Origin of the sequence: Streptomyces flavalbus, assembly GCF_042674625.1 — a bacterium.
GTDB classification, from domain to species: Bacteria; Actinomycetota; Actinomycetes; order Streptomycetales; family Streptomycetaceae; genus Streptomyces; species Streptomyces flavalbus.
On the sequence record NZ_JBHTEB010000001.1, the window covers coordinates 7623303 to 7636632 of the forward strand.

Here is a 13330-nt window from a genome sequence, read left to right on the forward strand (position 1 = left end):
AGCGCGCCGCGAGCGCCTTCACCCCGGCGACGCTGGGCTGGTGGCGGGGGGCTGATCCGTGGCGCAGTGCAGGCACTTGCTGGCGGCCACCGGCAGGTCCTCGGACAGGCAGGCCGGGCAGGTCTTGACGGGGCCGGGTTCGGTGAACGCCTTGAGGCCGTGCCGGGCCCGGTAGGTCTTGTACGGCACGACGATCAGGAAGTAGATGACCGCCATGAAGATCACGAAGTAGATCAGCGCGGAGATGAACTGCCCGATGTCGAGGTAGGTCGCGTCGTTCCCGTCGTCGCCGAGCTGCCATCCGAGCCCCACCGACCTGCCGCCCTGCAAGCGGCTGACGATCGGGTTGATCACGTAGTCGGTGAACGCCTTGATCAGGGTCGAGAAGGCCAGCGCGATGACCAGCCCGACCGCGATGGTGACGAGGTCACCACGCATGAGGAAGCTCTTGAAGCCCTTGAGCACCGTCGGTTCCTTTCGCGAGTGTTCCGCGGGCCCGCGTACGCGCGGCACGGCGGGAGCAGTGATCACGACCTAAGCGCAGATTCCGGCACGGCCAGCGGAGCCACAGCGAGGTGAGGCACCGATTGCCTTCCTTCGGGGACTTGACCGCGCCCGTCGGGTCCCTCCCCGGCGGCGCGACACCGCGCGACGCGTCCCGCCGGGGCGGGAGTTGAGCCCGGCTCACCTTTCACGCGGTGAAAGTTTCCGCCCGCCGGTTGCCGAGTTTCCTGCACATCTGCCTTTACGTTGGACCAGACCACCAGAGGCGTCTGGAGGTGCTTTACAGCCGCGGAATCTACGTGCGTAACTAATGACGCGCGCACGTCAAATCTCAGGACCGTCCTGGTGGCAACCGGCCGACGTCACCTCCTCCCCGTCCCCCTACGTGCCAGGAGACCGCCATGCGCTCGCTCCGACGTCCCGCGACCTCCCTCCGCAGACGGTTAGTCACGGCCCTCACCGTGCTCGGCGCCGCCCTCGCGCTGACCGCCACCTGCACCTCGGGCGCCTCCGCGGCCCCCGACCCCGGCAAGGGCCGCCCCCAGATCAGCGAGGGCGAGGCCTACATGGGCGTGGGTATCCGCATCCACCAGGGCGACCGCGCCGCCGCGGACGAGCCGTCCGTCGGCGTCATGGCCCAGACGGACGGCGTCCAGGGCATCGACGTCTCGCACTGGCAGGGGGCCGTCAACTGGACGTCCGTCCGCAACGCGGGCATCCAGTTCGCCTGGATCAAGGCGACCGAGGGCACCAGCTACGAGGACGACCGGTTCAACACGAACTACACCAACGCCTACTACGCGGGCGTCATCCGCGGCGCGTACCACTTCGCCCGGCCCAACCTCTCCAGCGGCGCCGTCCAGGCCAACTACTTCGCCTCGAACGGCGGTGCCTGGTCGCGTGACGACCGGACCCTGCCCGGCGTGCTGGACATCGAGCACAACCCCTACGGGGCGATGTGCTACGGCCTGTCCACCACGCAGATGCGTAGCTGGATCAACGACTTCTACAACGCCTACAAGTCGCGTACCAGCCGCGACGTGGTGATCTACACCACCGCGAGCTGGTGGAACACCTGCACGGGCAACTGGACCGGCATGTCCAGCAAGAGCCCGCTGTGGGTGGCGCACTGGACCAGCGCGTCGTCCCCGACGATCCCGAGCGGCTTCCCGTACTGGACGGTGTGGCAGTACACGAGCACCGGCTCGGTCAGCGGTGTCTCCGGAAACGTGGACCGGAACAAGTTCAACGGCACGCGCGACCGGCTCCTGGCACTCGCCAACAACACCTGACCGGCACCAGCGGCGTCCTCCCCACCGGTCGCCGCCCAGCGGGGCGTTCACACGGTGGAGCCGCCCCGCGGCTCCACCGGCGTCCCGCACCCTCCCTCCCCACCACCCTCGCCCGAGGAGTGATCGTGACCACCGAGAACGCCCCGCGCCGCCGCCTGCTGCTCGCCGCCACGGCCGGACTGGTGACCGGCGCCGTCGGCCTGGGCACCGCCCACCAGGCGCTGGCCCGCGGCGCCGAAGCGGTGGAGCCGGACATCGACTCCACCACGGCCTGGGGCGCGCGCCCGCCCCGGGGGACCATCACCACCCTCCAGTACCGGCCGACCAAGATCGTCGTCCATCACACGGTGAGCGCCAACACCTCCGACTTCTCCCGCGGTCAGGCGCATTCCCACGCCCACTGGGTGCAGGACCTGCACATGGACAAGAACAACTGGGTGGACACCGGATACCACTTCCTGGTCAGCCGGGGTGGCTGGATCACCGAGGGCCGCCACGGCAGCCTGCGCACCCTCACCGGCGGCTCGGCCTTCGTCCAGGGCGCGCACACCTCCGGCCAGAACAACCAGGCCATCGGCATCGCCAACGAGGGCTCCTACCACGCGGGTGCGGTGCCTCCCGCGGCCCAGTGGGAGGTCCTGGTCCTGATGTGCGCGTACGTGTGCGCCCAGTACCGCATCCCCGCCGCCCAGATCTACGGCCACAAGGACTTCGGCGACACCCTGTGCCCCGGCGTCATCCACGACATGCTCCCGCGCCTGCGCGACGAGGTCGCCCGCCACATGTGACCGTGCCGCCGTCGAAGACATGGGCGAAGGTCGAACGCACGGGCCAGTGGGAGGCGAGGTGCCACCCCTCGGATTGTCACCCCATCTGATGAGTCCCGCCGGGCGTGGGCGTGTCCTCGCGGTGGCGGTGCAGTCGACGGACAACGGCCGCTCCGGACGGCGGGGCGGCCCAGAGCATCGGAGACTCGCATGACCATTCCCCCCACCCCCCAGCCCGCCCCGGGCGGCGGTGCCGCTGGCAATCCGGTCGGCGACCTGCTCGGCGCCCTTCTCGGCGGTCCCGGAGGTACGGGCCTGCTGGACGGCCTCATCGGCGGTGTCGGTCAGCCGATCACCCCGCAGACGGCTGACCAGGCGCAGCAGGTGAAGTCGCTGGCCCAGCAGATCCAGAGCCAGCTGCCCGGCCTCTGACCTTCCCCCCGGCCCGGTGCGGTGCGGCACCGGACCCGAGGATGTCAGTCGGTGTGGGCCCCCTCCGCCCCGTGGGCATGGAGGGGGCCCTTTTCGTGGGCGTCAGCGGCCGGGCGCGCCCGCCTGGAGGCCGTCCATGACGAGGTCGAGGAGCCGGGTCACGCGCGGGCGCCAGTCCTCGGTCGGGGAGAGCTGCCACAGCCCGGAGATGGCGAGGGTGAAGTCGTCGGCGGTGACGCCGGGGCGGATGGTGCCCGCCTCCTCGTTGGCGCGCAGCAGGAGGTCGGCCGCCTCGATGACGGGGGTGGGCGAGGGTCTCTCGGAGCCGCCCGGCCCGCTGGTGGCGAGGCGGATCGCCTCGGCGAGGCCCGCCTTGGTCATGGCGAACTCGGCCAGGTGGTCCATCCAGGCGCGCAGGGCCCGCGGTGGCGGCAGTTCCCGGAGGAGCTGTCGCGCGCTGTCGGCCACCTGCCGCATCTCGTGCCGGTAGATCTCCAGGACGAGGGTCTCGCGGTTGGGGAAGTGCCGGTAGAGCGTGCCCTGGCCGACGCCCGCCTTCTTGGCGATGGCGCTGAGCGGCGCGTCCGGGCGGTGCGTGAACTCGGCCAGCGCGACCCGCAGGATGCGTTCGCGGTTGCGCTGGGCGTCAGAGCGCCGGGCGGGGTCCTTCTCGTCCTTCTCGTAGTGCACTCATCACTCCTGGATGCGCGTGGCGGAAGCACGCCCTTGCTAAGCGGACACCTGTCCGTTACGTTTTTCGGGTGAGCGGACAAGTGTCCGGTTAGGGTCCACTCTAACTCCGGCCATGGCCGTACGCCCACACACGGGACCCGCCTCCCTCGCAGGCGCCGAAGCTCAAGCACCTAAGCTCTGGAAGAAGTTGCTCATGGGTTTAACGCCATCCCACTCCAGCGTCGTCACCCTGCACGTCAACGGTGAGAAGCACACGCTGCCCGTCGACCACCGCACCACCCTGCTCGACGCCCTGCGCGAGCGGCTCGACCTGACCGGCACCAAGAAGGGCTGCGACCAGGGCCAGTGCGGTGCCTGCACCGTCCTCGTCGACGGCCGCAGGACCGTGGCCTGCCTGCAACTCGCCGTGGCGGCCGAAGGACGTGAGATCACCACCGTCGAGGGCGTCGCGGACGGCGACCGACTGCACCCCGTGCAGCAGGCGTTCCTCGACCTCGACGGCTACCAGTGCGGCTACTGCACCCCCGGCCAGATCTGCTCGGCGATCGGGATGCTCGCCGAACACGCCGACGGCTGGCCGAGCGCCGTCACCGGCGACGTCCGCCCGGCCGCAGGACCGCCACCGCTGACCGCCGAGGAGATCCGGGAGCGGATGAGCGGCAACCTGTGCCGGTGCAGCGCCTACCCGTCCATCGTCGAGGCCGTCGCACGCGCCGCCGAGAGCGGTACGGCGACGTCCGAGGAGGCCGCCGCATGAGGGAGTTCGACTACCGCAGGGCCCAGGACGTCCCCGGCGCCCTCGCCCTCCTCGACGACGCACCCGACGCGCGCTACCTCGCCGGTGGCACCAACCTGGTCGACCTGATGAAGAGCGGCGTGGAACGCCCCGCCCGCCTCGTCGACGTGCGCGAACTGCCCCTCGACCGCGTCGAGACCACCCCGGACGGCGGGCTGCGCGTCGGCGCCACCGTCACCAACAGCGACCTCGCCGCCCACCCCGACGTCCGCGCCCGCTACCCGGTGCTGACGCAGGCGGTGCTCGCCGGTGCCTCCGGCCAACTGCGCAACATGGCCACGGTCGGCGGCAACCTCCTCCAGCGCACCCGCTGCGCCTACTTCGCCGACACCACCAAGCCGTGCAACAAGCGCGCCCCCGGCAGCGGCTGCCCCGCGCTCAGCGGCGAGCACCGCAACCACGCCATCCTCGGCGCCTCCGACAACTGTGTGGCCGTACACCCCTCCGACATGGCCGTCGCGCTGACCGCCCTCGACGCCGTCGTGCACTACGAGACGGCCGAAGGGCAGGGCGCGTCGCCGCTCGGTGAGTTCTACCTGCCCGTCGGTGACACGCCGCACCGGGAGACGGCCCTCCCGGCGGGCGCGCTGATCACCGGCGTCTCGCTGCCGCCCGTGCCGGTCGCGGTCCACTCCCGCTACCGCAAGGTCCGCGACCGCGCCTCCTACGCCTTCGCCACCGGGTCCGTGGCCGCCGCGCTCGACGTGCGCGACGGGATCGTCCACGACGCCCGCCTCGCGTTCGGCGCGGTCGCCTCCCGGCCCTGGCGCGCCCGTGCCGCCGAGCAGGTCCTCATCGGGGCGCCCGCCACCCCCGACACCTACCAGGCCGCGGCCGACGCCGAACTGGCGGCGGCCCGCCCGCTGCCGCACAACGCCCACAAGGTTCCCCTGATGCGCGCCCTGACCGTGGCCGTGCTGAGCGAACTCGCCGAGGAGGCCACGCGATGACCACCACCGCACCCCCGGCCGCCGTCCGCGCGGTCGGCACCGGCCACGTCCGGGTGGAGGGCCGGGACAAGGTCACCGGCGCCGCGCGCTACGCGGGCGACGTCCCCTTCAGCGAACTCGCCTACGGGTGGCTGGTGCTGTCCACCGTCGCGCGGGGCCGCGTACGCGACATCGCCAGCGGTCCGGTCCTCGACATGCCCGGCGTCATCGCCGTCCTCGACCACCGCAACGCCCCCCACCTGAACACCGACTACGTCGGACTGATGGGCCTGAGGCCCGACCCGACCTGCGCCGTCTTCCAGCACGACACCGTGCCCCACCTGGGCTGGCCCGTCGCGCTGGTCGTCGCGGAGACGCCCGAGCAGGCGCGGGAGGCCGCCGAGGCGCTGGCCGTCGACTACGAAATACTGCCGCACGCCGTCGAGTTCACCGGCGACCACCCCGACAGCGAGCCCGTGGACGCCCTGGGCGGCCACGCGCCCGGCGTGACCGACAAGGGCGACCTGGCCGCCGAACTCGCCGCGTCCGCCGCCGTCGTGGACGAGGAGTACACCACCCCGGAGGAACACCACCACCCCATGGAGCCCCACGCGGCGACCGCCCGCTGGGACGACGGCCGACTGGAACTGGTCGACTCCAACCAGGGCACCTCCTGGGTCGTCGGCGAACTGGCCAACCTGTTCTCGCTGGACCCCGCGGCGATCCACGTGCGCTCGGAGCACGTCGGCGGCGGCTTCGGCAGCAAGGGGGTGCGCGCCCACCAGGTGGCCGCCGTGATGGCCGCGTCGCTCACCCGGCGGCCGGTGCGCGTCGCCCTGACCCGCGCCCAGATGTTCGCGCTGGCCGGGTACCGCAGCGCCACCGTTCAGCGGGTCCGCCTCGGCGCCGACGCCGACGGGCGGCTGCGCGCCCTGGACCACCGGTCGGTGAGCCGTACCGCCACCGTGTACGACTTCGTCGAGGCGAGCGCCGGGGTGGCGCGGGTGATGTACGACGCCGACGCGCACCACACCGAGAACCGCGTCGTCCGGCTCGACGTGCCCACCCCCACGTTCATGCGCGCCCCCGGTGAGGCGCCGGGGTCCTTCGCGATGGAGGCCGCGCTCGACGAACTCGCCGAGAAGTGCGGCATCGACCCGATCGAGCTGCGGCTGCGCAACGAGCCGGAGACCGGGCCCGTCTCCGGTCTTCCCTTCGCCCACCGCGGACTGCGCGCCTGCTTCGAGGAGGGGGCCCGCCGCTTCGGCTGGGCGCGGCGCGACCCCCGCCCGGGGGTGCGGCGCGAGGGCCGCTGGCTGCTGGGCACCGGCACCGCCGCCGCGTCCTTCCCCGCGGGTGCCGCGCCCTCCACGGCCGCGATCACCGCCGAGGCCGACGGCCGGTTCACCGTGCGGATCTCCGCGGCCGACATCGGCACCGGCGCGCGCACCGCGCTCACCCTGGTCGCGGCCGACGCCCTTGACGTGCCACCGGAGCGGGTGACCGTGCGGATCGGGGACAGCGACTTCGGCTTCGCGATGATCGCCGGGGGGTCCATGGGCACCCGCTCCTGGTCCCTGGCCGTCGTCGCCGCCGCCCGCGAGCTGCGGGAGCGGCTCGTCCCCGGCATGGCGATCCCGGCCGAGGGGATCACCGTACGCTCGGACACCACCGCGCAGATCGCCGCCCTCACCGCGAAGGAACGGCACTCCTACGGCGCCCAGTTCGCGGAGGTCGCCGTGGACCCGGGCACGGGTGAGGTGCGGGTACGGCGGATGCTCGGCGTCTTCGCCGCGGGCCGCATCGTCAACCCGCTGACCGCGCGCGGCCAGCTCACCGGCGGCATGATCTGGGGCCTGTCGATGGCCCTGCACGAGGAGGCGGTGCGCGACCCGGCCTTCGGCGGCCCGGTCGGCGCCGACCTCGCCCACTACCACGTCGCCACGCACGCCGACGTCCCGGCCATCGAGGCGCACTGGGTGCCCGACAACGACAGCGACGCCGACCCCGACGACCCGCTCGGCATCAGGGGCATCGGTGAGGTGGGCATCGTCGGCGCCGCGGCGGCCATCGCCAACGCGGTCTGGCACGCCACCGGCGTACGGCACCGCGCCCTCCCCATCCGCCCGGACCGCGTCCTGACGGCGGGTCACCGTGCTTGACCTGCTGCCGGAGCTGGGGGACTGGCTGGCCGACGGGCGCGACCTCGCCGTCGCGACCGTCGTGTCCGTGGGCGGCAGCGCGCCGCGCGGCCCCGGTGCCGCGCTGGCCGTGGACCGGGCGGGCACCGTCATCGGCTCGGTCTCCGGTGGCTGCGTCGAGGGCGCGGTCTACGACCTGTGCGCCGAGGCGCTGGACACCGGGCGCAGTGTGGTGGAGCGCTTCGGCTACAGCGACGACGACGCCTTCGCCGTGGGCCTGACCTGCGGCGGCGTCCTCGACGTGCTGGTCACCCCGGTGCTCGCGGACTCGCCGCTCAGGGCGCTGCTGCACTCCGCCCTGAGCGCCGTGGAGCGGGGTGAACCGGTGGCGCTGGCCCGGGTGGTCGCGGGGCCGGCCGCGCACCCGGGCGCCGCGCTCCTCGTCCACGGCGACGGCTCCACCCAGGGCGGGCTCGGCCCGGACCTCGACGGCTTGGCCGTGGCGGAGGCCCGTGCCGCGCTCGACGCGGGCCGCACGGGCACGGCCGAGCTGTGCGCGCGGGGCGAGCGCGGCGCCGACGGGCTCACCGTGCTCGTGGAGGCCGGTACGCCACCGCCGCGCATGATCGTCTTCGGTGCCGTCGACTTCGCCGGGGCGCTGGTGCGGGTCGGCAAGTTCCTGGGCTACCACGTCACCGTGTGCGACGCCCGGCCGGTGTTCACCACCCGGGCGCGGTTCCCGGAGGCGGACGAGGTGGTCGTGGAGTGGCCGCACCGCTACCTCCGGGAGACCCGGACCGACGCCCGCACGGTGCTGTGCGTCCTCACCCACGACGCCAAGTTCGATGTGCCCCTCCTTGAGGTGGCGCTGCGGCTGCCGGTCGCCTTCGTGGGCGCGATGGGCTCCCGCCGTACCCACACCGAACGGAACGCCCGGCTGCGGGAGGCGGGCCTGAGCGAGGAGGAGCTGTCCCGGCTGCGGTCGCCCATCGGGCTCGACCTCGGGGGCCGTACGCCGGAGGAGACCGCCCTGTCGATCGCGGCGGAGATCGTCGCGTCCCGCGGCGGCGGCACGGGCCGCCCGCTGACGGGCCTGGGAACCCCGATCCACCAGCCCTCGACCGCCGCTCTGGTGTCGCACGAGTAACTCGCCTGCCTCCGGCGCACGTTGTGCCGGAGGTCTGGTCCTGTGGCAAACGGTGGTGGTGTGGACAGGGTCACGACCGGGGCGCCACACTCGGCTCGGCCCCCCGTGCGGAGGGGCAGGTTCAGGGCGGAGGCATGATGCTGCGACGCGCGGTTCGACTACTTCTCTCTATTGTCATGGTCATGGCTGCCACGGTGGGCGGTGCGCTGGTCACCGCCGGTCCGGCCCAGGCCGACGAGTGCTACACCTGGAGCCGCACCCTCTCCGAGGGCATGTCGGGCTCCGACGTCACCCAGCTCCAGATCCGGGTGGCCGGACACGTCGACTACGGCGAGGTCCTCGCCACCGACGGCGCCTTCGGCGCGCGCACCAAGGCCGCCGTCGCCAAGTTCCAGCAGGCGTACGGCCTCACGGCGGACGGCGTCGCCGGTCCCGCGACGTTCAGCAAGATCTACGCGCTCCAGGACCCGGACTGCACCCCCGTCCACTTCACCTACGCCGAGCTGAACAAGTGCAACTCCGACTGGTCCGGCGGCGCCGTCAGCGCGGCCACGGCCAAGGCCAACGCCCTGCGGACGATGTGGAAGCTGGAGGCCATGCGGCACGCCCTCGGCGACACCCCGCTCGTCATCAGCAGCGGCTTCCGCTCCTACGCCTGCAACAGCGCCGTCGGCGGCGCCTCCAACAGCCGCCACCTGTACGGCGACGCGGCCGACCTGGTCGGCAACCCGTCGCTGTGCGCGCTCGCGCAGCGCGCCCGCTACCACGGCTTCGGCGGGATCTTCGGCCCCGGCTACCCCGACCACAACGACCACACCCACGTGGACGGACGCACCAGCCGCTCCTGGTCCGCGCCCACCTGCGGCGTCTGACCACCGCCGACGGCCATCCGACCCGGGGGCACGCCACCGTGAGCGCGCCCCCGGCCCCCCACGAGTAGGAGTGCCCTGAATGTCGTCCCGCCCCCGCTGGCGCCTGCGCGCCGGAACGGCCCTGCTGGCGCTGCTCGCCGGAACCGGCGCGTTGACCGTCCCCACGACCGCCCAGGCGGACTCCAGACCCGACGGCGACCGGCGGACCGTCACCTACCACGGCTACCGCTTCGAGGCGCCCGCCGACTGGCGGGTGGTCGACCTCGCCAAGGACCCGGGCGCCTGCCCGCGCTTCGACACCCCCGCCGTCTACCTGGGCCAGCCCGGCGACCAGAGCGACTGCCCCGCCCGCGTCATCGGCCGCACCGCGGGCCTGGTCGTCGAACCCCTCACCGCCCGCTCCGCCGAGCGGACCGCCCCCGCGACCGCCCGCGCCCCACGGGGCAAGGCCACCGCCCCCACCGCCGTCTCCGACAACGGCACCATCCAGGTCGCCGTCGAGGACGCCGGGGTCCTCGTCACCGCCCACCACACCCCGGGCACCGAGAGCGCCGTCCGCGACGTGCTCGCCTCGGCACGGCTCACACCGGACGCCACCCGCACCGAGCTGCCCGGCGCGGGCCAGCGCACCGCCGCCAGCACCCTCGCCGCGGCCGGACCGCAGCCCGGCAGCTACCTCGGCAAGGGCTTCGACGCCTGCACCGCCCCCTCGCAGTCCGCCATGAACGCCTGGCAGACCAGCTCCCCGTACAGCGCGGTCGGCGTCTACATCAGCGGCTCCTTCCGCGGCTGCGCCCAGCCCAACCTGACCGCGAGCTGGGTGACCAACCAGACCAACAACGGCTGGCACCTCATCCCCATCGACGTCGGCCGCCAGGCGCCGTGCACCAGCTACTCGCTGCGGATGTCCAGCGACCCGGCCACCGCCAAGTCCCAGGGCGTCACCGCCGCCGCCGGGGCCGTCAGCGCCGCCGCCAACCTCGGCATCCCCGCGGGCAGCGCCCTCTACAGCGACATCGAGGCGTACACCTCCACGACCTCCTGCAAGGCGGCCGTGCTGTCGTACCTGTCCGGCTGGACCGAGCGGCTGCACGCCAGCGGCTACCTGTCCGGCTTCTACTCCAGCGCCGCCTCCGGCATCAGGGACGCCGCCAGCGAGTACGACAACACCGCCTACACCCGCGTCGACCACCTCTTCTACGCCTGGTGGAACGGCGCCGCCGACACCAACACCGGCTCCTACGTGCCCTCCACCTACTGGGCCAACCACCAGCGCATCCACCAGTACGTGGGCGAGGTCACCGAGTCCTACGGCGGCTACTCGATCAACATCGACCGCGACTACCTCGACGTGGGCACCGGCACCGCGCCCCAGCCCACCTGCTCCTCGGTCAACCTCAGCTTCACCGCCTACGGCACCCTCCAGAGCGGCGCCACCGGCCCCCTCGTCACCGCCGCCCAGTGCCTGCTGAAGGCCGCCGGGTACGACCCCGGCACCCCCGACGGGATCTTCGGCTCCGGCACCGCCACCGCCGTACGGAACTTCCAGGCCAGCAAGGGACTCTCGGCGGACGGCGTGGTCGGACCCAGGACCTGGACCGCGCTGCTGTCCCGGGGCACCACGCCGACCCTCCAGAGCGGCGCCACGGGCGAGGCGGTCACCCGCCTCCAGCGCGCCCTGACCGCCGCACTGGGCCGGACGGTGACCATCGACGGCATCTTCGGCTCGGGCACCACCCAGGCCGTCCGTGACTACCAGTCCTCGCGCGGGCTGACCAGCGACGGCATCGTCGGCTCCGCCACCTGGGGCGCCCTCCAGGCGGGGAAGTGAGAGGGACATGATGAGACAACTCGGCCGCGTCATCACCCTGTTCGCCGCGGTGGCGGCGCTGCTCCTCGGGGCGGGCCTGCCCGCGCAGTCCTTCGCGCAGGCCGCCTTCCCGCTGGTGAGCAACGGCAACCGGGGCACCGACGTCGTCGCGCTGCAACACCTGCTGGCCGCGCACGGCCGGACCGTCGCCGTGGACGGCGTCTTCGGCTCCGGCACCCGCAGCGCCGTCGTCGGCTTCCAGCAGTCCAAGGGCCTCACCGCGGACGGCGTCGTCGGCCCCGCCACCTGGGGCGCCCTCGCCGTCGCCGTACGGCAGGGCGACAACGGGCCCGCCGTGAAGGCGGTCCAGGCGCTGCTGAACGCCAAGCGGTCCGCCGGGCTGACCGTGGACGGCGACTTCGGGCCCGCGACCTACTCGGCGGTGCGCACCTTCCAGTCACACGCCGGGCTCGGTGTCGACGGCATCGTCGGACCGACCACCTGGAAGAACCTGCTCTGGCACTACGAGAACATCGACTTCGGCACCGGCGCCATGTGCGCGCAGAGCCCCGACGGCAACGCGAACGCCCACTGGGCGACCGCGGGCGCCGTCGCCCAACTGGAGGCCGCCGCCGCGACGTTCGCCACCACCGGCAACGGCCGACTGCCGGTCGGCGACGCGGGCTTCGAACACGGCGGGGACATCCCCGGGCACGCCAGCCACGAGGTCGGCATGGACATCGACGTCTGGCCGATCCGCACCGACTCCGCGCAGTGCACCGCCGGACGCATCACCTGGCAGTCGTCGACGTACGACCGCGCCGCCACCCGACGGCTCGTGCAGGAGATCCGCGCCAAGGCACCCGGCCACGTCGAGCTGGTCTTCTTCAACGACCCGCAACTGATCTCGGAGGGCCTGACCACCAGCTACGCCAACCACGACAACCACCTGCACATCCGCTACCGGTAGCGGCGGCTGGTCAGACCAGGCCGATGTGCTGGGCGACGTCCTCACCGCGCCGCAGGTGGTCGTGGCCGGACTCGCCCAGCGCCTCGATCACCCCGGCGATCACCGTCTCGATCACCGCGAGCGTCGGCACCAGGCTGTCGTACGGGGACGGCGCGGTCACCCGGCAGGGCAGCACCACGTCCGCCCTGCTGGTGACCGGGGACAGCCAGGTGTCCGTGAACAGCAGCACCTTGCCGCCCCGGTCCCGGACCAGCTCGGCCATCGCCACCTTGTCCCGCTCGTAGCGCCGGTAGTCGAACAGGACCAGGACGTCACGGCGGCCGAGGGAGGCCAGCGTCGCCGTGCGCTCCACGTCCCGGTCGGGCAGGAAGCGGACGTCCTCCCGCAACTGCATCAGGTGCAGCCCCAGGTACTGCGCGAACAGGTGGGTGAACCGGCCGCCCGCCAGGGTGAGGCGGAGCTTGGCGTCGGCGAGCAGCCCGACGGCGGCGTCCAGGTCGTGCGGCGGCAGCTCCGCCAGCGTCTTGGCCACCTCGGCCGGGAACACCCGCCCCACCCGGTCCAACAGGCTCCCGCCGTCGGCCGCCTCGTCGACCGGGCGGCCGTAGTCGGGGGCCTCGTAGAGCGACAGGGGAGAGGCGTTGCGCTCCTCCAGCTCGGCGCGCAGGGCCGCCTGGAAGTCCGGGAAGCCGCGGAAGCCGAACCGCGACACGAACCGCAGCACGGTCGGCGCGCTCACCCCCGCCCGCTCCGCGATCGCCGCCACCGTCTCGAACCCGGCGGACGGGTAGGCGGCCAGCAGCACACGCCCGACCTTGCGCTCGGCCGGGCTGAGTTCGCCCAGTTTGTGGCGGATCTCGTCCGCCAGTACGCCCGTGGCCATGCTGCCCGCTTCCTTCCCGCCCGGCGACCGACATCCTGAACAACGGTCGACGCCGCTGAGCCTAACCTTCCCGCCCGCGCGCCGGACCCCTAGG

General features: G+C 73.0%; 13 protein-coding genes. 10 read left to right on the forward strand and 3 right to left on the reverse strand.

Translation table 11 applies throughout. The features are described from left to right. Positions 1-18: 18 nt before the first annotated feature. Positions 19-465, reverse strand: coding sequence for a large conductance mechanosensitive channel protein MscL (locus ACFQZ6_RS33980; RefSeq protein WP_381617305.1), 447 nt, complete (start codon positions 463-465; stop codon positions 19-21). 440 nt (positions 466-905) lie between these two features. On the opposite strand from ACFQZ6_RS33980, the gene ACFQZ6_RS33985 reads away from it, so the two are divergent. The 3 genes from ACFQZ6_RS33985 to ACFQZ6_RS33995 all read left to right on the forward strand — a co-directional run bounded on the left by ACFQZ6_RS33985 (position 906) and on the right by ACFQZ6_RS33995 (position 2995). Next, the gene (locus ACFQZ6_RS33985) at positions 906-1796 is read left to right on the forward strand and encodes a lysozyme (RefSeq protein WP_381617308.1); all 891 of its coding nucleotides are present in this window, start codon (positions 906-908) and stop codon (positions 1794-1796) included. 125 nt (positions 1797-1921) lie between these two features. After that, positions 1922-2584, forward strand: coding sequence for a peptidoglycan recognition protein family protein (locus tag ACFQZ6_RS33990; RefSeq protein ID WP_381617311.1), 663 nt, complete (start codon positions 1922-1924; stop codon positions 2582-2584). A gap of 189 nt (positions 2585-2773) precedes the next feature. Continuing rightward, positions 2774-2995 carry a hypothetical protein gene (locus tag ACFQZ6_RS33995; protein ID WP_381617314.1) on the forward strand — a complete coding sequence of 74 codons (222 nt, stop codon included), beginning with the start codon at positions 2774-2776 and terminating at the stop codon, positions 2993-2995. 102 nt (positions 2996-3097) lie between these two features. On the opposite strand, the gene ACFQZ6_RS34000 is transcribed toward ACFQZ6_RS33995, so the two are convergent. Beyond that, entirely contained in the window at positions 3098-3685 is a 588-nt protein-coding gene (locus ACFQZ6_RS34000) for a TetR/AcrR family transcriptional regulator (protein ID WP_381617317.1), read from the reverse strand. A gap of 196 nt (positions 3686-3881) precedes the next feature. Between ACFQZ6_RS34000 and ACFQZ6_RS34005 the strand changes: the two genes are divergently transcribed. The 7 genes from ACFQZ6_RS34005 to ACFQZ6_RS34035 all read left to right on the forward strand — a co-directional run bounded on the left by ACFQZ6_RS34005 (position 3882) and on the right by ACFQZ6_RS34035 (position 12353). After that, the gene (locus tag ACFQZ6_RS34005) at positions 3882-4445 is read left to right on the forward strand and encodes a (2Fe-2S)-binding protein (protein WP_381617320.1); all 564 of its coding nucleotides are present in this window, start codon (positions 3882-3884) and stop codon (positions 4443-4445) included. After that, on the forward strand, positions 4442-5434 hold the full coding sequence (locus ACFQZ6_RS34010) for an FAD binding domain-containing protein (protein ID WP_381617322.1): 993 nt from the start codon (positions 4442-4444) through the stop codon (positions 5432-5434). The genes ACFQZ6_RS34005 and ACFQZ6_RS34010 overlap by 4 nt, the downstream gene beginning before the upstream one ends. Then, entirely contained in the window at positions 5431-7575 is a 2145-nt protein-coding gene (locus ACFQZ6_RS34015) for a xanthine dehydrogenase family protein molybdopterin-binding subunit (protein WP_381617325.1), read from the forward strand. Before ACFQZ6_RS34010 ends, ACFQZ6_RS34015 begins: the two co-directional genes overlap by 4 nt. Continuing rightward, positions 7568-8701 (forward strand): XdhC family protein, encoded by a 1134-nt coding sequence (locus ACFQZ6_RS34020; RefSeq protein WP_381617327.1) that lies wholly within the window; start codon positions 7568-7570, stop codon positions 8699-8701. The genes ACFQZ6_RS34015 and ACFQZ6_RS34020 overlap by 8 nt, the downstream gene beginning before the upstream one ends. A gap of 137 nt (positions 8702-8838) precedes the next feature. Next, positions 8839-9573, forward strand: a complete 735-nt coding sequence (locus ACFQZ6_RS34025) for a D-Ala-D-Ala carboxypeptidase family metallohydrolase (RefSeq protein ID WP_381618880.1) — start codon at positions 8839-8841, stop codon at positions 9571-9573. A gap of 79 nt (positions 9574-9652) precedes the next feature. Next, positions 9653-11404 carry a glycoside hydrolase domain-containing protein gene (locus ACFQZ6_RS34030; RefSeq protein WP_381617330.1) on the forward strand — a complete coding sequence of 584 codons (1752 nt, stop codon included), beginning with the start codon at positions 9653-9655 and terminating at the stop codon, positions 11402-11404. Positions 11405-11411: 7 nt separating this feature from the next. Beyond that, on the forward strand, positions 11412-12353 hold the full coding sequence (locus tag ACFQZ6_RS34035; protein ID WP_381617333.1) for a penicillin-insensitive murein endopeptidase: 942 nt from the start codon (positions 11412-11414) through the stop codon (positions 12351-12353). A gap of 10 nt (positions 12354-12363) precedes the next feature. Here ACFQZ6_RS34035 and ACFQZ6_RS34040 read toward each other — a convergent pair whose 3' ends face one another. Continuing rightward, a complete protein-coding gene (locus ACFQZ6_RS34040) occupies positions 12364-13236 on the reverse strand; it encodes a MurR/RpiR family transcriptional regulator (protein WP_381617335.1) in 873 nt (290 codons plus the stop codon). Positions 13237-13330: the final 94 nt, after the last annotated feature.